Source organism: Dyella sp. GSA-30 (assembly GCF_027924605.1).
Classification (GTDB): Bacteria; Pseudomonadota; Gammaproteobacteria; order Xanthomonadales; family Rhodanobacteraceae; genus GSA-30.
The window spans coordinates 1,234,328-1,260,106 of record NZ_AP027042.1 but is presented as its reverse complement, the minus strand read 5'-3'; the positions used below and the strand labels follow the sequence as shown (position 1 = coordinate 1,260,106).

The window sequence follows — 25,779 nt, the reverse complement described above, 5'->3', positions numbered from 1 at the left end:
GGCACGGCTCGTCCGGTCGCCTGGGCGGTTATCATTCCGGTCATGAACATCCTGGCGCTTCCCGCAGACCCCGACAGTTTTCCCGATCAGGCCGCCAGCTTCGCGCTCAACGGCCCGGCCGGCAAGCTCGAAGTCATCAGCGACGTGGCCGAGCGTCCTGGCGCGCGCCGCGGTACGGCGATCGTCTGCCATCCGCATCCGCTGCAAGGCGGCACCATGCATAACAAAGTGGTCACAATGGTCGAGCGCAGCCTGCGCGAATCGGGCCTGGATACGCTGCGCTTCAATTTTCGCGGCACTGGCGAGTCCGAAGGCAGCTACGACGACGGCAACGGCGAGGGCGACGACCTGGCCGCGGTCGCTCAATGGGTACGCAGGCTACGCCCGGACGACGCATTGTGGCTGGCCGGTTTCTCGTTCGGCAGCTATGTGTCGATCCGCAACGCGGTGCGCTTGCACGCCGACGCGCTGATCAGCATCGCACCGCCTGCCGGGCGCTGGCCATTCGACACGGTCGAGTTGCCCACATGTCCCTGGCTGGTCGTGCAGGGCGAAGACGACGAAATCGTCGATCCGCAGGCCGTATTCGACTGGATCGACGCCATGGAGCATCCGCCGGAACTGGTGCGCATGCCCGAAACCAGCCACTTCTTTCATCGCCGCCTGATGGATCTGCGCGGCGCGATCAAGCACTCGATACGCGATTGGCTACCACCTCAAAGGAGTTAAGGATGCGCCTTTTTCTGATTGCCGCAGCGCTGCTGGCGCTACCGCTGGCCGCAAACGCAGCGAGCTTCGACTGCAGCAAGGCCGCCACGCCCGCGGAAAAAGCCATTTGCGGCGATGCCGATTTGTCCAAACTGGACAGCGATCTCAATAGCGCCTTCATCAGCGCCATGTCGGCCGCTGCCAACCCCGACAGCCTGCGCAGCTCACAGCGCGACTGGCTCAAGCGTCGCAACGCCTGCGGCGGCGACACCGCGTGCCTTCAACGTGTTTACCAGGAACGCCTGGATCGTCTGCAGAACACCGCCAGCACGGCGCGTACCGGCGATGCGCGCTGGGTGCAGGTATGGCAGCTCGACAACGACAACCCGTCGGCCAGCAGCCAGATCAGCATCACCGGCAAACCGCCGGCGCTGAAATTCAGCATCGAGGCGAACAACGGCGGCAACAGCGGTGCACTGGAAGGCAAGATCGTGCTGAAGAACGACCGTGCCACCTATCGCGACAAGGACGATTGCCAGCTCGATTTCGTGCGGGTCGGGCAACGACTGACCGTGCGCCAGAACCAGAACGATTGCGGTGCGGGCAACGGTGTTTATTACGGCGGCAACTACCTGCCGGCGAGCGCGATTGCGGCCAAGCCGAAAGCATCGCTGGTCAGCCTGAAGGTGCTCGATGCGAACCAGGACGCCGTCGCGCGCACCTTGCTGGGCGAGGATTATCAGAACCTCCTCGACACCATCAACATGCAGGGCGAGATCGACGACAAGGACGGTCTGGGCGCGAAGGTCGGCGATTATTTCGTGCGCGGCCTGGCCAATACCAATGCCGCGGTAGTCATGCGCAAGGGCGATCAGCTCTGGATTGGCCTGCTGGTGTTCGACAAGCAGAACAACTCGCGCATGCGCTACTACACCAATGTACCGGCCTGGAAAAAGCGTCTGCCGAAGACGATCCAGGCGTGGCATGACGAGCGTGATTCAAAATTGCCGGTCGATTACATGCCTTGAATTAAACATCCTCTCCTACGTCGTCATCCCGGCGAAGGCCGGGATCCATTCCTCAGTCCTCGCCTGTCAGACGACCTTTGGCAAGCGGCCACTTAGAGGAGTAGATCCCGGCCTTCGCCGGGATGACGGTGGTTTCTTTCAGCCATACGAATTATCCGGTAGACCATGAGCGACATCCCCCTCTCCCCCAGCGCGCGTTACCAGGAAGGTATCGCGGCACATCGCTGGGAAGCCGATCCCGCGCAGCAGGCGCTGCTGCCCGAGTTCGATCGCATGTATGCATCGCTCTGCGAAACCAGGCAGGACAACAGCGGCTTCTTCGGAAAGTTGAAATCGCTGCTCGGCAACGAATCATCGGAGCCCGTACCCGGCTTGTACCTCTGGGGCAGCGTCGGTCGCGGCAAGACGTTTCTGATGGACCTGTTCGTGTCGAGCCTGCCGCCTGGCGTGGCATTACGTCGCCACTATCACCGCTTCATGGGCGAGGTGCATGAGCGCCTGCGTGAGCTGGGTGAACGACAGGACCCGCTGATCGAAGTGGCCGCCGGTATCGCGCAGCGGTGTCGCGTCCTGTGCCTGGACGAGTTTCTGGTCAACGACATCGGCGATGCGATGATTCTGGCCACCCTGCTCGACGCCTTGTTCGCCCGTGGCGTCACCCTGGTGACGACGTCGAACACTGCGCCAAAGAATCTTTACAAGGACGGCCTGCAACGCGCCCGCTTCCTGCCGGCGATCGCCTTGCTCGAGCGGCGCTGCCACGTGGTGGAAATGATCTCCAGCCGCGACTGGCGCCTGCGTGCGCTATCGCAGGCACCGGTGTATCACACGCCGCCGAGTGCGGAAGCCGAGCGCGCGCTGTCGAAGATCTTCACCACGCAAGCGGTCGGCGATGTTGTCGAGGGTGGCGATATCGTCATCAACGATCGGCCGATTCCCTTGCGCAAGCGTGCCGACAATATCCTCTGGTTCGAATTCGATGCACTCTGCGAAGGGCCGCGCGCCGTATCCGATTACATCGAACTGGCCAAGGCCGGGCCCGCGATCATCGTCTCCAACGTGCCGCAGTTCACCGTCTACAGCGAGGATGCGGCCAAGCGCTTCGTGCTGCTGGTGGACGAGTTCTACGACCGTCACGTCAAGCTGATTCTTTCCGCTGCCGCAGCGATCACCGAGCTGTACGATGGCGAACGCTTGCGCGCGGAGTTCGGTCGTACCGAATCGCGCCTGATCGAAATGCAGAGCGAGGCGTACCTGGCGCTCGATCACCGTGCGGATTGATTTTATGTGGGAGCGGCATTAGGAAGTCTCGAATAGCCCTTCCTACTCGTCATTCCGGCGCAGGCCGGAACCCAGTGGCATCGGTTTTCAGTTTTCGCGATAGGGCCGACTTTTGCAGGCTCTCGCGACAACCGATCGCAAACCCACTGGGTTCCGGCCTGCGCCGGAATGACGATAGGGAAAACCGAGGTTATTTGAGGTTCCTTTCAGTCGCGACCCAGGGTGACGTCACCCTGGGTCGCGACTGAAGTCGCTCCTACAAAAACTAGCTAGTTTTCAGAGACCCTTCGCGGAGGCAACACCATGTTCAGCCTGATCACCCTCGCCCTGCTGATGGGCGCGCCGCAAACGCCGGCCGTCGACGACTTCTCCACGCGCGTCACCCGCGCGAAACTGGCCGAAGGTGCCGCCACCGGTCCCGCCTACCAGAAACTGTTCTGGGACAAGACCGGCAATCCGATGACCGACACGCTCAAGGGTTGCATCAAGAGCAACGCGCCGGCGGACAAGTCGCCTTTCACGCTGGTGGCCGACATCTCGCCGGATGGCCACCCGCTACGGGTGGACGTGCGCGTGCCCACACCCGTGGCCAAATGCGTCGCCGGGCAGTTCTCGGCCTGGACATTCCCCAAGCCGCCGGTGCAAACCGGTCAGACGGATTACCCGATCGAGATCGACGTCAGCGTCGTGCCCTGAGCCCGGCCCATGACGTCTGCCGGTACGCCGCGCTCGCGCAAGGAAAGCTTCAAGGCCATCGTGCGGGTGGTCAGCGGCAATTTTCTCGAGATGTACGACTTCATGGTCTACGGCTATTACGCCCCGGCCATTGCACGTGCGTACTTTCCGAGCCATAGCGCGTATGCCTCGCTGCTTTTGACCCTGCTCGCCTTTGCCGCCGGTTTTGTGATGCGACCGGTGGGCGCGATCGTGCTGGGCGCTTATATCGACCATCACGGCCGCCGCAAGGGTTTGATCCTTACCCTGTTGTTGATGGCTGTCGGCACACTGCTGGTCGCCGCCGTGCCCGATTACGCGACGATCGGCGTGCTGGCGCCGCTGCTGGTGCTGGCTGGTCGTCTGCTGCAGGGGTTTTCCGCCGGCGTGGAGCTGGGCGGCGTCTCGGTTTACCTCAGCGAAATCGCGCGGCCCGGCCAGCGCGGCTTCTACTGTTCGTGGCAATCGGCCAGCCAGCAGGTCGCGGTGGTGTTTGCCGCGTCGATCGGCCTGCTGCTGCAGTACTGGATGCCTCCGGCGACCATCGACCGCTGGGGCTGGCGCATTCCCTTCCTGGTCGGTTGCCTGATCGTGCCGTTCCTGTTCGTCATCCGCCGCTCGCTGGAAGAGACCGAGGAGTTTCTTTCGCGTCGGCGGCCGAGCTTCGGCGAGATCTACCGCTCGATGCTCGCGCATGGGCGCATCGTGCTGATCGGCGTCGCCCTGGTCATGATGACGACGGTGTCCTTTTATCTGATCACTGCGTATACGCCGACCTTCGGCAGCGAAGTGTTGAAGCTGTCCACCTTCGACGTGTTCCTGGTGACGCTGTGCGTGGGCGTCTCCAATTTCATCTGGCTGCCGATCATGGGCGCGCTCTCCGACCGCATCGGTCGCCGCCCGCTGCTGCTGGCCTGCACCGTGCTAGCGCTGCTGACCGCCTACCCGGTACTGAGCTGGCTGGTCGCGGAGCCCGGCTTCGGCCGGTTGCTCGCGGTCGAGCTGTGGCTGTCCTTTATCTATGCCAGCTACAACGGCGCCCTGGTGGTGACCCTGACCGAGATCATGCCCGCCCAGGTCCGCACCACCGGCTTTTCGCTGGCCTATAGCCTGGCCACCACCCTGGGCGGCTCCAGCCTGGCCATATCGCAATGGCTGATCCATACCACCGGCGACAAGGCGGCGCCCGGCCTGTGGCTGTCCTTCGCCGCGCTATGCGGTCTGCTGGCGACCTGGCTGGTATTCCGGGACCCGCGTAGCCGGGGCATGCATCGGGGCTAGGCCCGGACCGGGCCACTGACAGGCGATTCGTACAAAGCTGCAAATTCCTGCAAGCGCCTGAACAGGCTGCTTCGTTTGTATTTATCCACCGGCTTATCCACAAATTATTGGGTTGACCAGACCCCTGGACCCCGATATGTTGTGCCTCGTCGGTGCCTTTCTCAGACCCACGGTCGGATCGGCTTAATAGGGAATCCCGGTGAGAATCCGGAACTGCCCCGCAGCGGTAAGTGGAAACGAACACCCCCATCGCACTGGCCGGTAAGGCTGGGAAGCGGGGGCAAGTAGGTGGATCGCCCGGAATGATCCTCGTCCACGAGTCCGAAGACCTGCCGACACATCGCGGCCTGCCGCCGCGATGAGTGATGGCGGCTTCCGCGGGGAAGCGCGTCGTGGACGCGGGGCACCTAGCCTCGCCATACGACCGTTCGCGGAACCCTTACATCACACCTTTCAGCCCTGCGCGCGGGAGCAGGCGAAACGAACTTTTTTGCTGGAGCGCTGCCGCCATGCAACCTCTCGATACTTCCACGCGCGAACGCCTCGTCGGTCGCGTGGACGCTTCTCCTTTCTCCGCCGATGCTGCCAGCACCGGCTCGACCTCCCCTGCCGCAACGGAAACTCCGTTTGCGCTGACGCCACCGCACAACCCGGGCCAGATGCGCGTGACCAAGCGCAACGGTGGCCAGGAGATCGTCGACGTCAACAAGATCGTGCGCGCGGTCACCCGCAGCGGCGAGGGCCTGCACGGGGTCGACCCGCTGCGCGTCGCCCTGAAGACCATCGGCGGCCTTTACGATGGCGCTACCACCCAGGAGCTGGACGAACTGTCCATCCGTACGGCCGCGGCGCTTACCGCCGAAGAGCCGGAATATGGCCAGCTCGCCGCGCGCCTGCTCGGCGCCTTTATCGAAAAGGAAGTCAGCGGCCAGGAAATCCAGAGCTTCTCGCAGTCGATCGCGCGCGGTGCCGAGCTGGGCATCCTCAATGCGCGCCTGCGTGACTTTGTCGTCGCCAATGCGCGCAAGCTCAACGATGCGATCGATCCGCTGGCCACGCGCCGCTTCGAATACTTCGGCCTGCGCACCGTGTACGACCGCTACCTGCTGCGTCATCCGCAACAGCGCAAGGTGATCGAGACGCCGCAGCACTTCTTCATGCGTATCGCCTGCGCACTGGGCGGCAACGACATGGGCGAGACGCTGGAGCTGTATCGCCTGCTCTCGTCGCTCGAATACATTGCAAGCTCGCCGACGCTGTTCAATGCCGGCACCTCGCACGAGCAGTTGTCTTCGTGCTTCCTGCTCGATTCGCCGACCGATTCGCTCGAATCGATCTACGAGAAGTACGGCGACGTCGCCAAGCTGTCCAAGTTTGCCGGTGGCATTGGCCTGGCCTACTCGCGCGTGCGTTCGCGCGGTTCGCTGATCAAGGGCACCAACGGTCATTCCAACGGCCTGGTGCCGTGGCTGAAGACGCTGGACGCCTCGGTCGCCGCAGTGAACCAGGGCGGCAAGCGCAAGGGCGCGGCCTGCGTGTACCTGGAGCCGTGGCATGCGGACATCGAGGAGTTCCTCGAACTGCGCGATAACACCGGCGACGATGCGCGCCGGACGCACAACCTCAATCTGGCCAACTGGATTCCCGACGAATTCATGCGCCGCGTAGAGACCGACAGCGACTGGTCGCTGTTCGATCCGAAAGTGGTGCCGCATTTCGTCGATAGCTGGGGCGAAACCTTCGAGCAGGCCTATCGCGACGCTGAAGCGGCCGGGCTGGCCGTCAAGAAGGTCAAGGCGCGCGAGCTGTACGCCCGCATGCTGCGCACGCTCGCGCAGACCGGCAACGGCTGGATGACCTTCAAGGACCGTTCGAACGCCACCAGCAATCAGACGGCCAAACCCGAGAACGTCATCCATCTGTCCAACCTGTGCACCGAGATCCTGGAAGTGACCTCGGCCGGCGAAACGGCGGTGTGCAATCTCGGCTCGGTCAATCTCGCCCGTCATGTGGTCGACGGCGCGGTCGATTTTGCCAAGCTTGCCGCTACCGTGCGCACCGCCGTGCGTCAGCTCGATCGTGTGATCGATCTCAACTTCTATCCGATCGATACCGCCGCCACCGCCAACCGCAAATGGCGTCCGGTCGGCCTGGGCGTGATGGGCCTGCAGGACGTGTTCTTCAAACTGCGTCTGCCGTTCGATTCGAGCGAAGCGCTGGCCTTGTCCACGCGCATCGCCGAAGAGATCTACTTCAATGCGCTCGACGCGTCGAACGAGATCGCGCAAAAGCAGGGCGCACACCCGGGCTTCGATGAAAGCCGCGCCGCCAACGGCGAACTGCAGTTCGACTACTGGCCGCAGGCCAAGCCGAACGACGTAGCACGCTGGGATGCCTTGCGCGAGCGCATCAAGACCCACGGCCTGCGCAACTCGCTGCTGATCGCGATCGCACCGACCGCGACCATCGCCTCGATCGCCGGTTGCTACGAGTGCATCGAGCCGCAGGTGAGCAACCTGTTCAAGCGCGAGACGCTGTCGGGCGACTTCCTGGTGGTCAACCGCTACCTTGCCGATGAGCTCAAGACGCTGGGCCTGTGGACGAGCGAAGTGCGCGACGCGATCAAGCTGGCCGATGGCTCGATCCAGGGCATCGCCGCGATCCCTGAGCGCCTGCGCCTGATCTATCGCACGGTGTGGGAACTGCCGCAGAAGGCATTGATCGATCTCGGCGCCGCACGCGGTGCGTATATCGACCAGAGCCAGTCGCTGAACCTGTTCATGGAAAATCCGAACATCGGTCAGTTGAGCTCGATGTATATGTACGCGTGGAAGTCGGGGATCAAGACGACGTATTACCTGCGTTCGCGGCCTGCCACCAAGATTGCCAAGACGACGGTGTCGGCGCCGACGGCCAAGGTCGAGGCGCCGGTGATCGAGCAGGACCAAGCGAATGCAGCAGTGTTCTGCTCACTCGAAAACCCTGAGTACTGCGAAGCCTGCCAGTAAAACCTCACGCCGCCCCGGCTAACGCCGGGGCCGGCGTCTTGCAACACGTCCATGAATTTGAAGGCCACCCATGTCGAACCAAAACAAACCACAACACATCCTCGACCCGGGCTTCGAACTCACCTTGCGCCCCATGCGCTACCCCGAGTTCTACGAGATGTATCGCAATGCGATCAAGAACACCTGGACGGTGGACGAAGTCGATTTTTCGCTCGACGTCACCGACCTCAAGTCGAAGATGTCCGACGCGGATCGTCATCTGATTCATCGCCTGGTCGCGTTCTTCGCCACCGGCGACACCATCGTTTCCAATAACCTGGTGCTCAATCTCTACCAGCACATCAATGCGCCCGAAGCGCGCATGTATCTGTCGCGCCAGCTGTACGAAGAAGCGCTGCACGTGCAGTTCTATCTCACCTTGCTCGATACCTATATTCCCGACCCGGCCGAGCGCAACAAGGCCTTCGACGCGATCGAGAACATTCCTTCGATCCGCCAGAAGGGCGAGTTCTGCTTCAAGTGGATCGACTCGATCCAGAACGTGCAGCGCCTGGAAACCAAGGAACAGCGTCGTCAGTTCCTGCTCAACCTGATCTGCTTCGCCGCGTGCATCGAAGGCCTGTTCTTCTATGCCGCCTTCGCCTATGTCTACTTCCTGCGTTCGCGCGGCCTGCTGCATGGCTTGGCCTCGGGCACCAACTGGGTGTTCCGCGACGAAAGCGGCCATATGGCGTTTGCGTTCGCGGTGGTGCGCAAGGTGCGCGAAGAAGAACCCGAATTGTTCGATGACGCGATGCGCACGCAGATCGAGCAGATGATGGAAGATGCCATCGCCTGCGAAACGCAGTTCGCGTCCGACGTGCTGTCCGGCGGCGTCGCTGGCCTTTCGGTCAACGACATGCGCCAGTACCTCGAGTACTGCGCTGACCAGCGCCTGGTCCAGCTCGACCTGCCCAAGAAGTACGGCACCAAGAACCCGTTCGACTTCATGGATCTGCAGGATGTGCAGGAAGTGACCAACTTCTTCGAACGGCGCGTATCGGCCTACCAGGTCGGCGTGCAGGGCGAAGTGGCGTTCGATATGTCGTTCTAAGACGGGCAGCCTGGATTCGGCTGCCTTAGACAGTCAAACGGAGAACCCTTTCGGGTTCTCCGTTTTTTATGTGGCTTACGACCAGCTGCTGTCGTCGAAATTGCTGTCGTCGAAGTCGTTATCGGCGAAATCGCTGTTGAAATCGTTATTCGTCGAGGCGAAGTTGTCGTTGCCTGACGGACGATTGCCATCGTCGTAGAAATTGTTCTCGGTAACGTTCTCGATCACCTGCGGCTGGCTTCCGCCACCGAACAGGCCGCCGCCATGATGGCCACCCATCAAGCTTTCGATACCGTCGAACAGGAACATGCCGCCGGCGACACCGGCCGCGGTCGTCGCCGCACTGGCCAGGAAGCTCGGTGCGCCACCTTGTTGCGGCTGCGGGGCAGCACCGCCGCCAAACAGACGCTCACGCCAACCCGGCGCGGGGGCTTGCTGCGGCGGCATGGGCGGAGGTACCTGCTGCTGCGGTTGATTCCAGGCCGACTGGCCGCCGAGGAAGCTGCCGCCGCCTTGCTGCGCACCTGTCTGTGCCTGCAGCTGGGCGATCTGCGCCTTGGCGCTATCGAGTGCGTGTTGCTGCAACAGGCTGCGCTGCACCAGCAGATAGAGCGCATCGGGGTGACCGGCGAGCTGCTGCTGGATCAGTGCATCGGCCTGCGGGTCCTTGCTGACGCCGCTCACAGCGGAGAGACGTTGCAGGAAGTCTTCGAGTAGCTGTTGTTCTTGCGGGGTCATGGCAAATCTACCTGTGGAGTACGGAGATGATAGGGGCGCCGACTGCCGGTTCAATGAACGCCGGCCCATCGTGCGGCGGCGTTCACCTTGCAGACAGTGCCGGAGCGGAGGCTTGAAAAACGCCGAAGTGTTCCACCGCCGCTCCGCAAAAACATGCGATTTTATTTGGCGACGCTACCCTGCGCGCCCAGATTCAGAAACGGCAGGACGCCGCTACCGTAGTACGTCGGCAGTTCGCCGTTCCATTTCTCGATCGCCGACATCTGCAACACGTTCGGGTTCTGCCGCAACGCATCGCCCTTCAGCGAAATCGCCTTGGCCTCCGCTTCGGCAATGGTCACCTGCGCCTGCGCCTTGCCTTGTGCTTCGGCCTCGACCTTCTGCGCTTCGGCTTGAGCTTGCGCCACCTCGTTCTGGCGTTGCTCGGCCATCTGGGTCGCCTGGATTTTTGCATTGATCGATTGCACGACGTTTTCAGGCAGTCGCAACTCGCCAACCCAGTAGATCTTCTCGACCACGATACCGACCGGGCCGACCTCGTCGGTCACATCTTTCTGCACTGACTCGACCAGGCTGGCCTTGCCCTTGCCGTAAACCGATTCGATGTCCAGGCTGGAGGCTTCCTTGACCAGCGCGTCGCGAATCATGTTGCGCAGGTAGACGTCGGTGATCTCGTCGATGCCCTTGCGGTACTTCTGAAAGATCAACGTGACCTTGCTCGGATCGATGTGATACGTGATACCCACGTCCGCGTTAACCGTCAGGCCCTGCGCGGTCTGGAAACTGATCGACTCATCGACGGCGCGACCCTCGTTGCTCGAACGGGTGAACGTATAGGTCTGGGTGAAGGTCGGGAAGGTGTAAAGCTCGTAACCCCAACCCACCCAGTAACGACCCGGCGGAAGCTCCTGCAAAGCGCCCTTGCCGTCGCCGTACATCTGGAACTTCACACCGACGTTGCCCGACGGCACCTTGTCGCAGGCGGCCAGCAAGGCAAGCGAGGAGAGCAACAACGTGATTTTGGACAGACGTTTCATGACTTATTTCCAATCCTTGTGACGAAGCATGTGGACAAAGAGCTGGTAGGCCCAGACGATGAGCAGAACCAGCAACGCAAGACCGCCGATCACCGCAAACGTGTCCTGCGACGAAATCAGCCGCGGACCGACAAAGCCCACGTAGAACACGAGACAAGCCACAAACCACCAGGGTTTGTTGAACACACGCCAGAACGATGCCTTCATGATTTCTCCATAGACGACGTAACGGTGTTTCGCATGACGTAGAGGCGCACGAAGCCCTGGCGCTTCGCCATGTCGGTTAAAAGAAAGATAGGAACGAACACATGCACGGCGCGCTGCGCCGCGGTGGCTTCTCGTTCGTCGGAAGGGCCCCTAGCCCGTGGGAGCGATCACACGCCGCATGTTGCGGCCGACTGGATCGAGGCGATGGAAGATGTTCAATGTAGCCTTCATAAGCGCACCCCACGCGCGCCCTGCGATGACAACGGTGCGGATTCTACTCCGGCTTTTTTTGCTTGCATGGATTGTGGAATGTAATCACGTAACACATGAAAAAGCCCCGGACGATGCCGGGGCTTTTCAAGGAGAGTCCGAAAGAGCGCGCGAGTTTGTAAGAGCGGCTTTAGCCGCGACCCATGGTTACGTCACGGCCTGTCGCGACTGAAGTCGCTCCTACAAAGAGCTACACGTTGACTCTACGCATCATCGCTTCCGGATAACGCGTACCGGCGGCTACGTCTGCAGGAAACGTCGCCTCGATATCGCGCAATTCCTCGTCGCTGAAATGCACGTTGCATGCAGCGACATTTTCTTCGAGATACTTGCGGCGCTTGGTGCCCGGAATCGGAACGATGTCCTTGCCTTGCGCCAACACCCATGCAAGCGCGAGCTGGCCCGGCGTACAGCCCTTGCGTTCGGCCAACGCCTTCACCTTGCCGACCAGTTCGAGATTGCGCGTGAAGTTCTCGCCCTGGAAGCGCGGGCTGTTGCGACGATAGTCGTCGGCATCGAAGTCGTCAGGCGTGGTGATCTGCCCGGTGAGGAAACCACGACCAAGTGGCGAGTAGGCAACAAGACCGATCCCCAGACGGCGGCAGGTGTCGAGCATGCCGTTGTTCTCGGGATCACGCGTCCACAACGAGTACTCGACCTGCAAGGCACTGATCGGGTGCACGGCATGCGCACGCTCGATGGTCTTGGCGCCCGCTTCGGAAAGGCCGAGGTAACGCACCTTGCCCGCCTTGACCAGTTCGGCCATGGCACCCACGGTCTCTTCGATCGGCACGTCCAGATCGACGCGATGCTGGTAGTACAGGTCGATATGGTCGAGCCCCAGCCGTTTCAGGCTCGCATCGCAAGCCTCGCGAACATACTCGGGGCGACCATTGACGCCACGTGCCTGCGCGTTGTTCGGGTCACGTGTGAGGCCGAACTTGGTCGCCAATACCACGCTGTCGCGGCGGTCGCGAATGGTCTTGCCGACCAGCACTTCATTGGTATGCGGACCGTAGGCATCGGAGGTGTCGAGAAAATTGACGCCCAGTTCCAGCGCACGGTGAAGGGTGGCGATCGACTCGGCATCGTCGAATGCGCCGTAGAACTCGCTCATGCCCATGCAACCCAGGCCTTGGGCGGACACCTTCAAACCTTGCGTACCGAGCGGACGTTGTTCCAGTTGAGTGTCGAGCATGGGTTCTCTCTTGAGGTGGGGAAGACCTGTGCATTTTTCGCTCAATCGGCTTGTCGATAAATACTCAATAATCGACAAGTCTGTTTCATCCTGATAAATAATCGCCATGGACCGTCTCCACGCCATGCGCGTCTTTGCCCGTATCGTCGAACTGCGCAGTTTCACCGCTGCCGCCGATGACATGAATCTGCCGCGCGCCACGCTGACTCACACGATCAAGCGGCTGGAGGCCGAGCTGGGCGTGCAGCTGCTGCAGCGTACGACCCGACGCGTCAACGTCACGCGCGATGGCGAAACGTATTACGCCCACTGCCAGCGCCTGCTGACCGACCTGGACGAGGTCGAGGCAAGTTTTCGCGATACCGTCCAGGGGCCGCGCGGCCGGTTGCGCATCGACCTGCCCGCTTCGCTTTCCCGCATGATGGTGATTCCCGCTTTACCGAGCTTTTACGCTGCGTATCCGCAAATCGAGCTGGACATCAGCACCGGCGATCGCTTCGTCAATCTGGTGCAGGAGGGTGTCGATTGCGTGTTGCGTATCGGCGAGCTGGCCGATTCGGAACTGGTCGGGCGACGGGTCGCCGTGCTGCCCCAGATAACCGTGGCCAGTGCAGCCTATCTGCGCAAACATGGGGTGCCGGAAATTCTTGCCGATCTGCAGGAAGGTCACCTTGCGGTGAACTGGGCCTCGCCGACGACGCGCCGCGCCGAACCGCTGGAATTTCTGGTCAACCGCAAGAAGCGTGGCGTGATGCTGCCGGGGCGGATTACCGTGAGCAGTACGGACGCCTATATGGCGGCCTGTCTTGCCGGGCTCGGGATTGCGCAGTTATCGCGCTACCGGATCAGCGAGCATCTGGTCAAAGGGCAGCTACGCGAAATTCTGCCTGCGTCGCCACCGCCGACACTGCCGGTGACGGTGTTGTATCCGCAGCAGAAGCGGCTGCCGACGCGGTTGCGGGTGTTTGTGGATTGGCTGGTGGAGTTGATGGCGACGGTTTAGTCCGACCTGCCCACACCATGCCGCGCCACGTCCGACCCCATCGATTCGGCGGTCAACGGCGCACCCATCTGGGCCAGCACGCCGCGCTGCTCGCCGAGCGGCAAACGCAACATCGCATCTTCATAGCGCGCCAGTGTCTGAAACGGCGCCAGCGCCAGCACACGCGAAACAAACGCTGCAGCACGCGGCCAACGTGCCGCGTCGATCGCATAACGGACAAACGATGCCGTACGGAAATACGACGCCACGCTGATATCGGCGATCGACAGCTCGCCATACAGATAACCTTCGGCGGGCAGGAAACCTTCCAGATAATCCAGCGCCGCGGGAATATCCACCTCGCGCGCCTTGGCGACTATCGCTTCATCGGTCGCTTCACGAAACACATAGCGCTTGATGCCGAGCTGGTAGAACAAACGCCAGATCAACAGATTCGCCAGATGTGTATCGGCGTACTCCTCCAGCCAGCGAGCTCGCGCACGATCGGCGATATCGACAGGGTAAATCGACATCGTCGGGTACTTGTCTTCCAGGTACTGGCAGATCACCGAGGAATCGTTGAGCACCAGCTCGCCGTCGATCAATATCGGCACCCGCCGCAACGGGTTGAGTGCGGTGAAGCGATCGTCACCGACGAAGGGTGTGATCGGGTCGATCTCGTAGGCCAGTCCCTTGAGCTCCAGGCACACCAGCACTTTGCGCACGTACGGCGAAATGTAATTGCCGATGACCGTCAGCGAGTTCATACGATGTCGCCACCGGGCAACGGCGGTACGTCGGTCGGCGTGCCATTGGAATCGAGCGCCACCATGACGAAGCGGCCCGTCGTGCAGACGCGGCGATCGCCGGTCAACGGGTCTTCGGCGGTCATTTCCACTTCCACATACATCGAACTGCGGCCCACCTTGACCACCCGGGCGACCAGCTCGACCAGTTGCCCCTTGCGCACGGGCACGCGAAAGCTGACTTCCTCCGAACGGGCCGTGACGACAATCCGGCGGGCATGGCGCGAGGCGACGATAAAGGCCGCTTTATCCATCCAGGCCAGCGCCTGGCCGCCGAACAGGGTGCCCAGATGGTTGGTGTGATCCGGGAAGACCATTTCCAGCAAGCGGGCTTCGGGGAAGGCGGAGCTCATAGGCGGTTCCTGATATCTCGGTGGGCAACGCGTAGTTTGCCGGAACCGCGGTGCTGTCGCAGGACTTTCGGCAGGGGTCCGCCCCGTGGATGGGGGATTAGGATCGAGGGATTTGAACGTACCAGCCATTGCAGGCCCTACCCGGCCCGCATCAACCGCAAGGGGAACCGCCCGTATGGGTTCGATGATTGCCACGCCGCGTCTGTTGGGCGCCCTGATCCTGACCGCGTTGTCGACCGCCGCCATGGCGCAGACGAGCAAACTCAGCACCGAGGATTACGCGCAGGCCGAACGTTTCGCGATGTACAACGCGACACCGCTGGTCGACCACGCCGTTACCACCGTCAACTGGATGGACGGCACGTACTTCTGGTATCGCGACCACGATGCCAGCGGCGACCACTACCTGCGCGTCGATGCGACCACCGGCAAGGCCGAGCCGGCCTTCGACCAGGGCAAGCTGGCTGCGGCGCTCGGCAAGGCCTCGGGCAAACCGGTCGATGCGAACAAGCTGATGCTGACCGAGTTCGCTCGCCTGGACGACGGCCGTCTGGACGTAAAAAAGGGCGGCAAGCATTACGTGTGCGACCTGACCAGTGCCGATAGCTGCACCGTCAAGTCGGACAAGGAACCCGGCGTACTCTCTCCGGACAAACGCAGCGAAGCGTTTATCCGCAACTGGAACCTGTGGGTGCGCGACGTCGCCTCCGGCAAGGAAACCCAGCTGACCACCGATGGTGCGGAAGACTTCGGCTACGCCACCGACAACGCCGGCTGGAAGCACACCGACGCCGCAATCCTGGTGTGGTCGCCCGACTCCAGCAAGATCGCCACCTTCCAGCAGGACCAGCGCAAGACCGGTGAGATGTATCTCGTCTCGACCAATGTCGGCCATCCGAAACTCGAAAAGTGGAAGTATCCGCTAGTCGGCGATACCGATGTGACGATGATCGAGCGCGTGATCATCGATGTACCGGGCAAACATGTCGTGCGTCTGCAGATGCCGGCCGATCAGCATCGCTCCAGCCTGTGCGACGACATCAGCTGTGGCCGCGACGGTGGCTGGGACGATGTGAAGTGGTCGAAGGACAGCAAGAGCCTCGCGTTCGTGTCCACCTCGCGCGATCACCGGCAGGAGTGGTTCCGCATCGCCGATCCGCAGACCGGCAAGGTACGCACTGTGTTCGACGAAAAGGTCGCGACGTATTACGAAAGCGGCAACGACATGGTGAACTGGCAGTACCTGCCCGACACCAATGAGGCGATCTGGTTCAGCGAGCGCGACGGCTGGGGCCAGCTGTATCTGTACGACCTGAAGACCGGCAAGCTCAAGCAGCAGATCACCCATGGCGAAGGCAACGTCACCCAGGTGCTGCATGTCGATCCGGCCACACGCACGATCTGGTTCCGTGGCGTCGGTAAAGAGGCCGGCGTCGATCCGTACTATCAACAGTTCTACAAGATCGGCTTCGACGGCAAGCACCAAACACTGCTGACACCGGAGAAAGCCGACCATACGATCAGCCTGTCCGACGATGGCCGCTACTTCGCCGATGCGTACTCCACGCCGACCACCGCACCGATGACGGTGCTGCGCGATGCGAACGACGGCCACACCTTGCACGACATCGCCAAGGCTGATATCAGCCGTCTGACCGCCACCGGCTGGAAGCCGCCGGAGCCGTTCACGGTGAAGGGACGTGACGGCAAGACGGATCTGTATGGCTTGATGTTCAAGCCGACGCACTTCGACCCGAACAAGAAGTACCCGATCATCGACTATGTCTATCCCGGCCCGCAGACCGGTTCGGTCGGCAGCCGCAGCTTCAGCGCCGCTCGCGTCGATCACCAGGCGCTCGCCGAGCTGGGCTTCATCGTCGTGGCCATCGACGGCATGGGTACGCCGTGGCGTTCAAAAGCCTTCCACGATGCCTATTTCGAGCGCATCGAGGACAACACCCTGCCCGACCAGGTGGCCGGTGTGAAGGAGCTGGGCAAGCGCTATGCGTGGATCGATCTCGATCGCGTTGGTATCTGGGGCCACTCCGGCGGCGGCAACGCCACCGTGGGCGCGATGTTCCACTATCCCGATTTCTTCAAGGTGGGCATCGCCGAAAGCGGCAATCACGAAAATCGCAACTACGAGGACGACTGGGCCGAGAAGTGGCAGGGTCTGCTGAAGAAGAACCCCGATGGCACCACCAATTACGACAAGCAGGCCAACCAGTCGTTTGCGGCGAACCTGAAAGGCCATCTGATGCTGGCGCACGGCACCATGGACGATAACGTGCCGCCGTACGAAACCTTGCTGGTGGTCGATGCATTGATCAAAGCCAACAAGGACTTCGACCTGGTGATGATTCCCAACGCGCATCACGGCTACGCCGCCGCCAGCACGTACATGATGCGCCGGCGCTGGGATTACTTCGTGCGCAACCTGATGGGTGCAGAGCCGCCGAAGAACTATCAGATGAATCCGCCGAAAGACTGATCGCTTCTGTTCCGATAAAACAAAAGGCCGCCCCGTGCGAACGGGGCGGCCTTATTGTTTGCGATCTCAGCGTGAGACCAGCTGCGCTGCGCCGCTGGCCAGCGCCTCGTCGATCACCTTGTTCAACTGCGCGTCGGCCTTGCTTTGGGCATCTTTCTGCCGCTTGGCCAGTTCCGATTGCTGGCGAGCCAAGCCGGTGCGTTGCTTGCTGAGAGCCTGGCGCTGGGTTTCGATCTCGGCGCGTTCACTCGCCATCTCGCGATCCATATCCGCCTTACGTTCGGCCAGAGACTTCAGTCGCTCTTCCAAGGCGGCGCGCTGCCTGGTTACGGCGGGCGAATCCCCGGCCGTGTAGAGCGAAGCGCGTTCGGCCTCAATGCTGCCGCGCTCTGCTTCCAGCCCACCCAGACGTGCGGCAAGGCTGCCTTCACGGGCGGCAAGACCGCCATCCTCCCCGGCCAACTGCCCTTCCTTGCCCGCGAGCTCACCTTGCATCTGGGCCAGCTCCGTCACCGGCGCATAGGCACCCTGGGCACGCTCGACATAGCCACTGTCGCGCACCACATAGGCCTTGCCTTCGCGGCGGAACCACAGCATCGGCTTGTCGCCGTCACGCAGGCTCTTCACCTTCGCCAGATCCGCGGTGTCGCCGTCGAACAGAATGTGGTTCTTGCTGATCAGCGCCAACCCATATTTGGCGTTGTCGGAAATCGACAGTTGCACATGGTCGGCATTGAAACCTTCCGTATCGGCGGGTGGTACCGGCGGAACAGGAGGCACAGGCGGTACGGCAGGCACAGGCGGAACCCTCGGAACCGGCGGCGGAGGCGGAGGCGGCGGCACGTCCGAGCTGACGGACATCGTGGTTTCCGGGGCGTCCTCATGCACGCTCATGCCGGCCGCCTCGGTGAGGCGATACGGCAGCACGCCACCCAGGGCCACCAGCGCCACCAGCAGCCAGCCGCGTGCGCGCGGCGTTGTGTCGTTTACCGATTGCTGCAACATGGTCAGTCGCCTCTTCAAGGTCTGAAAAGTGGGGGAAGCTCCGGCCAGGCCGGAGGGGAGCGGTTGCGCAACGCCCAGACGCAACAGGAGGCGCCCATAGGTCTGCGCTTCGGTACGTTGCTGACGCATCACCTGCGCGTCGCATGCGGCTTCGCGATGCAAGGCGTATTCGCGGGTCGCCCAGCGCGCCAGCGGATGAAAGAAGAACAATCGCTGCGCCAAGGCGGGAACCCAGCCCAGCCATAGATCGCCGCGGCGGATATGTGCCAGTTCATGCGCAATCGCCATGGCCGATTCATCCGGCGTCAGGGCGTGGTCCGCCGGCAGCAGCACGATGGGCGATACGTTGCCGCTGACCTGCGGTGAGGTGATTTCGTCCGATATGCGCAACTGCGGGCAACGTCGCAAACCCAGTTCGCGCGCCTGCCGCTGGCATAGCGCCTGTAGCGCGTCGTCATCCAACGGTCTGGAGGCGCGCAGCGTGCGACGTGTTTCGATGCCCTGCCGCAGCGTCAACAACAGCTGCAGCACGAGGCCGGCGGCCCATAGCGCAAACAGCGCCATACGCCAGTCGAAGGAAGCCTTGGGCATCGACGTCGCAGGCAGGACCGCGTCGTCGGATGGATTCGACATCGACAAAGCGACGGACGGCGTCACGTTCACCACCACGCTGTGCGGTTCGGGCTTCAGCAGCGGCAAGCGCAACGGCGAGCCGATCGCCAGACCCAACACCAGTTGCGCACCGAGCAACCACCACAGCATGCAGCGCACGGCCGGCGTCAGTCGCGGCACGAAACGGATCAGCGACCACACGATCACGAACAGCAACGCCCCCTGCAGCGATGTCCAGGCAAGGCGTTCCAGCAAGGTATCGATCAACGCATGCATGGCTCAAGGCTCCTTGCGCTGCGACTGCAGCTGCGCCACCAGCGCTTCCAGTTCGGCCAGCTCGTTGTCGCTGACCGTCGCGCGTTCGGACATCCATGCGACAAACGGCGATACCGAGCCGCTCAAGGTCTTTTCGACAAACTGGCCGACCGCGCTGCGCATCGCCTCGCCGGGGCCGGTCGCCGTGCTGTAGCGATAGATGCCTTTGACATGGCGGCGCTTCAGATAACCCTTGCCGCGCAGGCGTTCCATCATGGTCAACACGGTGGAACGGGCCAGGCCGCGCTCTTCGCCGTAGCTGGCGGCCACTTCGCCGACCGAGGCCGGCTCGTGCTCGGCCAGATAGTGCAGCAGCGCCAGTTCCTGGTCGCCGATCGAGGGGTTGCTCATGAGCCGGACTTCCGTGACTACAGTTGTCGTCAACTTACGCCGTGACTACGACTGTAGTCAATAGGTCGGAAGTCGTTCTGTGGCTGGCAGGGCCGGTCGCGACCGCAGATCCCGGCATAACCGTTAAAATGCCCAGATGACCACGCCCGACCACTCCCCGCTCGGCAAGACCACGATCTACGCCGACCGCTACGACCCCAGCTTGCTGTTCCCCATCCCCCGCCAGGCCAAGCGCGACGAGATCGGCGTGGACGGCAATGCGTTGCCGTTTCATGGCTTAGATATCTGGAACGCCTACGAGCTGTCCTGGCTCGATACACGTGGCAAACCGGTCGTGGCGATCATGACCTGCCATGTCCCGGCGACCTCCCCGGCCATCATCGAATCGAAGTCGTTCAAGCTGTATCTGAACGGGTTCGCGGGCGAGCGCATGGACAGCAGATCGGCCCTGGTCGAGGTGCTGGAACGCGATCTTTCCCAGGCTGCCGGGGCCTCGGTCGAGGTGCAGCTGAGCGATGTCAGTGCACGCGATCACGCCATTGTCGATCTCGACGGCACGCTGATCGACGCACTGGAACTGGATATCGACGACTATGGCCCGCCCAAGTCCGCCTATCTGCATGCGGACGAAACCGTGGTCGTGGAAGAGACACTGGTGTCCAACCTGCTGCGCTCGAACTGCCCAGTCACGGGCCAGCCGGACTGGGGTAGCGTACAGATCGCCTACCGCGGGCCACGCATCGACGCGGCCGGACTGCTGCGCTACCTGGTCTCGTTCCGTAACCACAACGAGTTCCACGAGCAGTGCGTGGAGCGCATTTATGTGGATATCCAGCGCCACTGCGGACCGCAGGCGCTGAGCGTCTACGCTCGCTACACCCGCCGCGGCGGACTCGACATCAATCCCTTCCGCAGCAGTGCCCCGGGCAGCCCGGGCAACCCGCGCGGCGCCAGGCAGTAGCGCCCGTCGGTAATCGAGGCTTCAGATCACCAGCGCTAGGCTTTACGCTGTATCACTTGGCGTCGAGATGCCTCGCGCCGCGATACCCCTTTCCTTATGTCATGCCAACGGGTCCTGTTATGAAACTTTCCGCACGCTCCGCCGCCCTGTACAGCGCCACGTTCGCCGGCCTGCTGATGCTCAGCGCCTGCGGCAAGAGCGAACAGCCGGCGTCCACTCCGCCTGCCGCCAGCACCGCCGCCGCTCCGGCAGCACCGACCCCGGCCTCGACCGCACCGGCTCCGGCCAGCACGGCCGCCGCCCCGATGCAGGCTCCTGCTCCATCCACGACCGCCGCTGCCGCTCCGGCCGCCCCGGTTGCAGCCCCCGTAAGCAACACAGCCGCGGCGCCCGTCGCTGGCGATCTCAAGGTAGCCGGCCTGACGCTCGGCGGTGCCGTAAGCCCCGACCATAAGGTGAGCAAGGCCAAGACCACCTTCGCCCCCGGCGACAAGTCGATCTATGCCAGTGTCGCCACCGAAGGCAACACCGATGGCGCCACGTTGAGTGCGAAGTGGAGCTACCTGGAAGGCAAGGGTCAGCTGGTCAACAGCACCAGCCAGTCGATCGCCACCGACGGCCCGGCCACCACCACCTTCCGCGTGCAGAACCCGAACAACTGGCCGGAAGGCAAGTACAAGGTCGAGATCGCGGTGAACGGCAAGTCGGTCGCCACGCAGAACTTCGAAGTGAAAAAGGGCTGATAGCCAGCGCCATCGCTTCTTGAAAAAGGCGCCGTGAGGCGCCTTTTTTTATCACCGACATCCGGTCGATAAAGCGTATAAATCATGGCCACGACGACGACGTAGCTGAATGCATCGTTTGAATACGACGCGCGAACGAATCTTCGGACGATATCGGGCAACAGGACAGCTGATTATTCTGGCATCGCATCAGGAACGATGCACCGACGTGCGCACCGCACTCGGAAACACACCAGGAGCCGTCCCATGTTTCCCAAGCGAACCGTTTTGATTTTTCCGCTGTGCATGCTATCGCTGAGCGCGGCAGCCGCCACTTCCGCACCGCTCGCACTTGAGCTATTGGCCTCATCGACCTTTGCCGAGGTCCACGAAAGCCCCCGCTTCGCATCCAATGAACTCGTAGTGGAAGTTCTCAAGCAGAACGAAGCTGGTACTCATGTCATGGGTGCAGTGACGGAAGTAGTTCCGCCGGGCGTTCATGGCGCGCCTGCGATGCGGCTATTTTTTGCACACCAGGATCACGGCGACTGGAAAATCGGCATGGAAGGTTCCGAGGCATTCGATACCGAGCTGGAGTCCATGCCATCGGATGTGATCAGCCAGGATGAGCGCCCGGCGTTGGCACTGTTAGGGCATGACCAGGAGGCATTGGCCGCCGGGCAATTTGTGAGTATCGGTTTGCCTTGGGCCGCAGGGAACTCCTGGACCATGACGGCGGGCCTGCATGGCTATGGTGGTTGGTCCCTTCCCTATAGCTCCGTCGATTTCTGGAGCGGCTCGGACGGCAACAACGTTCGCGCCGCCGCCGCAGGGCTCGTCTACACAACCTGTGCAAAAAATGGCAGCGCTCTCGTCACCATCGTGCACGACAACGGCTACAGGACATCGTATTACCACATGGTGGGACTGGAACCACTGCCCGATGGTCGCCGTATAGACACCGGCACTCGTCTGGGTTCGGTCGGCAATGGTCTGCCCTGTGGTGGCAGCAGTTCCGGAGCGCATGTGCACTTCACGTTATTGAACAATCGGAACCAGTACGTCTCGCTCAACAATGTTGTGCTCGGTGGCTGGACCTTTCACAGCAGTCTGTTCCCTTACCAGGGCAATGCGACTCGTGGCAGCCAGACCGTTTATTCGCGCGGCGCGCTATACAACTTTGGCCCCGGCGACAGGGGCATATAGCGCCTCATGGATGGACAGAAAGCTCTGCTGTCTTTTTAGAAGAGGCGCCGTTTGGCGCCCCTTTTTTTTGTCTTCGAGGCACCGCCTGTAAAGCATATAGATCATGGCTGCGATGACTTCGTAATCGAATGGATCGTCTGAATACGACGCACCAACGAATCTCAGGACGATATCGAACGGCTGGACGGCTGATTATTCTGGCATCGCATCAGGAACGATGCACCGACGCGCACGCCGCACTCGGAAACACATCAGGAGCCGCCCCATGTTCCCCAAACGAACCATTTTGATCTTCCCTCTATGCATGCTCTCGCTCAACGCAGCGGCCGTCACCCCTGCACCGATCGCCCTTGAGCTACTGGCTTCATCCACCTTTATCGAGGTCAACGGAAAAGCTCGCTTCGCGCCCAATGAAGTCGTGGTAGAGGTTCTCAAACAGAATGTAGACGGCACTCATGTCATGGGTGCTGTGACCGAGGTGATTCCGTCGGATGTCCACGGCGCACCGACGATGCGTCTGTTTTTCGCTCACCAGGAACAGGGTGCCTGGAAGATCGGCATGGAGGGATCACAGGCATTCGACACTGCGCTGGAATCCATGCCGTTGGATGTCGTTAGCCAGGATGAACGCCCGACATTGGCGCTGCTGGGACAGGATTCAGAGGTATTGGCACCCGGACAATTTCTGAATTTCAGCCTGCCTTGGGCCAAGAACCGCATCTGGAATCTGGTTGCAGGACCCCATGCCAATGGAGTCCTGCCCTTTCCCTATAGCTCCGTCGATTTCTCAAGTGGCCCGGAGATCAACGACGTCCGATCTGTCGCCGCGGGCCTCATCTACACAACCTGTGTGAAAGATGGCAGTGCCCTCGTAACCATCGTGCACGACAACGGTTACAAGACATCGTATTACCGTATGAAGCAGCTAGTGACATACAACGAAGGGAGTCGCCTGCCCGTTGGCAGCACTCTGGGTTCTGTTGGAGACAAATTGCCTTGTGGCGGCACTCCCTCCGAACCTCATCTGCACTTTACGTTACTGAACGATAAGAATGAGAATGTCTCGCTCAATAACGTCGTGCTTGGCGGCTGGACCTTTCATAGCGGCCTGCTACCCAACACCGGCAACGCTACTCACGGCAAAGCAACCGTCACCCCGCCCGACGGCCTAATGCTCAACCTTGGGCCCGACAACGAAGGCATGTGACGCCTGCCGGATGGACAGAAAGCTCTGCTGTTTCTTTGGAAGAGGTGCCGACGGGCGCCTCTTTCTTGTCTCCGAGGCACAGCCTGTAAAGCATATAAATCATGGCTGCGATGACTTCGTAATCGAACAGATCGTCTGAATACGACGCACAAACGAATCCTAGGACGATATCGAACGGCTGGACCTTTCATAGCGGGCTGTTCCCCTACACCGGTAGCGCCAGTCGCGGCCAACAGACCGTCTCTCCGCGCGGCCCGCTGTTCAACTTTGGCGCTGGCGACAGGGGCATATAGCGCTTCACATGTCACAACGAGCTCTACCGCTTTCCAAGAGTCGTCCTTGTGGCGTGCCTCCCATATCTTAATTGCAATTCATATGCATGCATTCGATCTTCACTGACGCCGCACGAGCCAATCACATCGACGCTGTTCAACTGATCACCGCACAGCAACAAGTGCGTCATTCCACGCACGGGAGGCAACAGCGATGAACCAAGACACCATCAAAGGTCAGTGGAAACAGCTAGGCGGCAAGATGAAAGCACAGTGGGGCAAACTCACCGATGACGATCTCAAAGTTGCCGAGGGCAACGCAGAATATCTGTCCGGCAAGCTGCAAGAACGCTATGGCATTGCCCGCGACGAGGCAGACAAACAGATCAAGCAGTTCGAGAAGACTAACCATCTGAATTGATCTAGGCACGCCTTCTCAGCCAAGTGAAGCCGCCGATGTGATGTCGGCGGCTTTTTGCAGCCGGCATGGCTCACGTGCGCTTTTCGCCGTGAGGATGCACACCCACCGCGGCCAAGACGGCGGCCAGCAACAACAATCCGATCGATATATACGCGGACGTGTGCAGACCGGCTACCACATGCGCCTCGCCATCACCGGCAAGCGCTCCGAACACTGCGACACCGATCGCACCGCCAGCCTGGCGCGCAGCATTGAGTACGCCCGAGGCAATGCCTGACGATTCGGCATGCACCGCCGATAGCACGGTATTGGTCATTGCCGGCACACCCAGACCCATACCTGCAGGAAGCAACGCGAAAGCCGGCAACATCAGCCAATACGAACTGTGTGCATCGAGCAGTAGCAACAAGGCAAAGCCGCTGGCATCGATCAACGCACCGATCACCATCAAAGGCCTCGCGCCGATCACACCGATCAGCCAGCCACTCAAGATGTTGACGCCAAAAAAAGTCGCCGTCAGAGGCAGGTAGGCCAGGCCTGTGCGCAACGCGCTGTAGCCTTGCACGCGTTGTAAATAGAGGCTCAACACGAAAACGATGCCGTAGTACGTGAGGTTCACCATCACACCGTAGCCGACGGCAGGACTGAAGCTTGGCCTGGAGAAAAAATCCAGCGGCAGCATCGGTGCCTTGCTACGCGACTCGGTCCAGATGAATCCCGCGCCAGCCAGTATGGCGACAAGGAATCCGCCGTAGACAAAGGGATGCGTCCAACCCATCGGCCGCGCCTGGATGATCGCCGCCGTGAGCGCCGCCAATGCCAGCACCGCAAGAACCTGGCCCTGGATATCGAAACTGCGTCGACTATTTTTTGGTGCAGCGGCAGGCACACGCCAGGTCAACCACGCGCCTACGGCGCATACCGGGAGATTGATCAGGAAAATGCTGCGCCAACTGGCAACGCCGAGCAGCAGCCCGCCGACGATCGGGCCCGCGGCAATCGCGATGCTGCCCGAGGCCGTCCACCATCCGATCGCCTTTGCACGCAACCGACGGTCGTGACCTGTAGCCCGATTGATCAGCGCCAGCGAGTTGGGGAGCATGGCCGCAGCCGCGAGGCCTTGCAGCGTGCGTGCAATGATCAAGGTTGGCGCATCGGTGGAAAAACCACAGCCCAGCGAGGCCAGCGCAAATAAGCCCAGACCTGCCAGATAGACACGCCGCGCACCCAGACGATCGCCAAGAAAACCCATCAGCAAAAGCAGCACGGCAAACGACAATGCATAGGCATCCACGACCCACTGCAATGCCGATACGCCCGCCTGCAGCTCGCTTGCCATACGTGGCAACGCGACGTTGACGATGGTGACATCCAGCTGGACGAGTGCGAAGCCAAAGCTGGCGGCCGTGGTGACCCAGGCGGTAGATAGGGAAGGCCCCGTCTCCCGTGTTGCCATGTCCGCCATCAAACGACTCCCGCCGATCCGCCAAGAGCGAAAAGCATAGGCAGGCA

The 25,779-nt window shown here is 61.5% G+C and carries 23 protein-coding genes and 1 riboswitch; of the genes, 14 read left to right on the top strand and 9 right to left on the bottom strand.

Annotated elements, in window-relative coordinates; all coding sequences use genetic code 11:
- Positions 1 to 42: 42 nt before the first annotated feature.
- The 7 genes from QMG46_RS05575 (at position 43) to QMG46_RS05545 (ending at position 9,113) form a co-directional block, all read left to right on the top strand.
- Complete coding sequence (locus QMG46_RS05575) at positions 43 to 729, top strand: alpha/beta hydrolase (RefSeq protein ID WP_281852816.1); 687 nt, start codon at positions 43 to 45, stop codon at positions 727 to 729.
- A 2-nt stretch (positions 730 to 731) separates the two neighbouring features.
- Positions 732 to 1,736: a lysozyme inhibitor LprI family protein gene (locus QMG46_RS05570; protein WP_281851495.1), complete on the top strand. Its 1,005-nt coding sequence runs from the start codon at positions 732 to 734 to the stop codon at positions 1,734 to 1,736.
- Positions 1,737 to 1,901: 165 nt separating this feature from the next.
- Positions 1,902 to 3,017: a cell division protein ZapE gene (gene zapE / locus QMG46_RS05565; protein WP_281851494.1), complete on the top strand. Its 1,116-nt coding sequence runs from the start codon at positions 1,902 to 1,904 to the stop codon at positions 3,015 to 3,017.
- A 303-nt stretch (positions 3,018 to 3,320) separates the two neighbouring features.
- The gene (locus tag QMG46_RS05560; protein WP_281851493.1) at positions 3,321 to 3,713 is read left to right on the top strand and encodes a peptidase C13; all 393 of its coding nucleotides are present in this window, start codon (positions 3,321 to 3,323) and stop codon (positions 3,711 to 3,713) included.
- A gap of 9 nt (positions 3,714 to 3,722) precedes the next feature.
- Complete coding sequence (locus QMG46_RS05555) at positions 3,723 to 5,012, top strand: MFS transporter (RefSeq protein ID WP_281851492.1); 1,290 nt, start codon at positions 3,723 to 3,725, stop codon at positions 5,010 to 5,012.
- A 133-nt stretch (positions 5,013 to 5,145) separates the two neighbouring features.
- A riboswitch (cobalamin riboswitch) is annotated at positions 5,146 to 5,364 on the top strand.
- 157 nt (positions 5,365 to 5,521) lie between these two features.
- On the top strand, positions 5,522 to 8,020 hold the full coding sequence (locus tag QMG46_RS05550; RefSeq protein WP_281851491.1) for a ribonucleoside-diphosphate reductase subunit alpha: 2,499 nt from the start codon (positions 5,522 to 5,524) through the stop codon (positions 8,018 to 8,020).
- Between the two features lie 70 nt (positions 8,021 to 8,090).
- Positions 8,091 to 9,113 (top strand): ribonucleotide-diphosphate reductase subunit beta, encoded by a 1,023-nt coding sequence (locus QMG46_RS05545; protein WP_281851490.1) that lies wholly within the window; start codon positions 8,091 to 8,093, stop codon positions 9,111 to 9,113.
- Positions 9,114 to 9,188: 75 nt separating this feature from the next.
- On the opposite strand, the gene QMG46_RS05540 is transcribed toward QMG46_RS05545, so the two are convergent.
- The 4 genes from QMG46_RS05540 to QMG46_RS05525 form a co-directional block, all read right to left on the bottom strand.
- Complete coding sequence (locus tag QMG46_RS05540) at positions 9,189 to 9,851, bottom strand: DUF2076 domain-containing protein (RefSeq protein WP_281851489.1); 663 nt, start codon at positions 9,849 to 9,851, stop codon at positions 9,189 to 9,191.
- Positions 9,852 to 10,012: 161 nt separating this feature from the next.
- Complete coding sequence (locus QMG46_RS05535; protein WP_281851488.1) at positions 10,013 to 10,888, bottom strand: prohibitin family protein; 876 nt, start codon at positions 10,886 to 10,888, stop codon at positions 10,013 to 10,015.
- 3 nt (positions 10,889 to 10,891) lie between these two features.
- Entirely contained in the window at positions 10,892 to 11,095 is a 204-nt protein-coding gene (locus QMG46_RS05530; protein ID WP_281851487.1) for a hypothetical protein, read from the bottom strand.
- Positions 11,096 to 11,555: 460 nt separating this feature from the next.
- Entirely contained in the window at positions 11,556 to 12,548 is a 993-nt protein-coding gene (locus QMG46_RS05525; protein WP_281852815.1) for an aldo/keto reductase, read from the bottom strand.
- A gap of 121 nt (positions 12,549 to 12,669) precedes the next feature.
- Here QMG46_RS05525 and QMG46_RS05520 point away from each other — a divergent pair, with 121 nt between their 5' ends.
- The gene (locus QMG46_RS05520; RefSeq protein ID WP_281851486.1) at positions 12,670 to 13,566 is read left to right on the top strand and encodes a LysR family transcriptional regulator; all 897 of its coding nucleotides are present in this window, start codon (positions 12,670 to 12,672) and stop codon (positions 13,564 to 13,566) included.
- Here QMG46_RS05520 and QMG46_RS05515 read toward each other — a convergent pair.
- Positions 13,563 to 14,312, bottom strand: coding sequence for a glutathione S-transferase family protein (locus tag QMG46_RS05515; RefSeq protein ID WP_281851485.1), 750 nt, complete (start codon positions 14,310 to 14,312; stop codon positions 13,563 to 13,565). The genes QMG46_RS05520 and QMG46_RS05515 overlap by 4 nt on opposite strands.
- Complete coding sequence (locus QMG46_RS05510) at positions 14,309 to 14,704, bottom strand: acyl-CoA thioesterase (RefSeq protein ID WP_281851484.1); 396 nt, start codon at positions 14,702 to 14,704, stop codon at positions 14,309 to 14,311. Before QMG46_RS05510 ends, QMG46_RS05515 begins: the two co-directional genes overlap by 4 nt.
- Before the next feature lie 175 nt (positions 14,705 to 14,879).
- Between QMG46_RS05510 and QMG46_RS05505 the strand changes: the two genes are divergently transcribed.
- Positions 14,880 to 17,195, top strand: coding sequence for a S9 family peptidase (locus QMG46_RS05505; protein WP_281851483.1), 2,316 nt, complete (start codon positions 14,880 to 14,882; stop codon positions 17,193 to 17,195).
- 66 nt (positions 17,196 to 17,261) lie between these two features.
- Here QMG46_RS05505 and QMG46_RS05500 read toward each other — a convergent pair whose 3' ends face one another.
- Together QMG46_RS05500 and QMG46_RS05495 are read right to left on the bottom strand one after the other, a co-directional pair.
- On the bottom strand, positions 17,262 to 19,088 hold the full coding sequence (locus QMG46_RS05500; protein WP_281851482.1) for a M56 family metallopeptidase: 1,827 nt from the start codon (positions 19,086 to 19,088) through the stop codon (positions 17,262 to 17,264).
- Between the two features lie 3 nt (positions 19,089 to 19,091).
- Positions 19,092 to 19,478, bottom strand: coding sequence for a BlaI/MecI/CopY family transcriptional regulator (locus QMG46_RS05495; protein ID WP_281851481.1), 387 nt, complete (start codon positions 19,476 to 19,478; stop codon positions 19,092 to 19,094).
- Positions 19,479 to 19,614: 136 nt separating this feature from the next.
- Here QMG46_RS05495 and queF point away from each other — a divergent pair, with 136 nt between their 5' ends.
- The 5 genes from queF (at position 19,615) to QMG46_RS05470 (ending at position 24,267) form a co-directional block, all read left to right on the top strand.
- Positions 19,615 to 20,439, top strand: coding sequence for an NADPH-dependent 7-cyano-7-deazaguanine reductase QueF (gene queF, locus QMG46_RS05490; protein WP_281851480.1), 825 nt, complete (start codon positions 19,615 to 19,617; stop codon positions 20,437 to 20,439).
- A 119-nt stretch (positions 20,440 to 20,558) separates the two neighbouring features.
- Positions 20,559 to 21,182, top strand: coding sequence for a hypothetical protein (locus QMG46_RS05485; protein WP_281851479.1), 624 nt, complete (start codon positions 20,559 to 20,561; stop codon positions 21,180 to 21,182).
- A 246-nt stretch (positions 21,183 to 21,428) separates the two neighbouring features.
- Positions 21,429 to 22,367 carry a M23 family metallopeptidase gene (locus tag QMG46_RS05480; RefSeq protein WP_281851478.1) on the top strand — a complete coding sequence of 313 codons (939 nt, stop codon included), beginning with the start codon at positions 21,429 to 21,431 and terminating at the stop codon, positions 22,365 to 22,367.
- Between the two features lie 265 nt (positions 22,368 to 22,632).
- On the top strand, positions 22,633 to 23,574 hold the full coding sequence (locus QMG46_RS05475; protein WP_281851477.1) for a M23 family metallopeptidase: 942 nt from the start codon (positions 22,633 to 22,635) through the stop codon (positions 23,572 to 23,574).
- Positions 23,575 to 24,060: 486 nt separating this feature from the next.
- On the top strand, positions 24,061 to 24,267 hold the full coding sequence (locus QMG46_RS05470; RefSeq protein WP_281851476.1) for a CsbD family protein: 207 nt from the start codon (positions 24,061 to 24,063) through the stop codon (positions 24,265 to 24,267).
- A gap of 70 nt (positions 24,268 to 24,337) precedes the next feature.
- On the opposite strand, the gene QMG46_RS05465 is transcribed toward QMG46_RS05470, so the two are convergent.
- A complete protein-coding gene (locus QMG46_RS05465; RefSeq protein WP_281851475.1) occupies positions 24,338 to 25,732 on the bottom strand; it encodes an MFS transporter in 1,395 nt (464 codons plus the stop codon).
- Between the last annotated feature and the right edge of the window lie 47 nt (positions 25,733 to 25,779).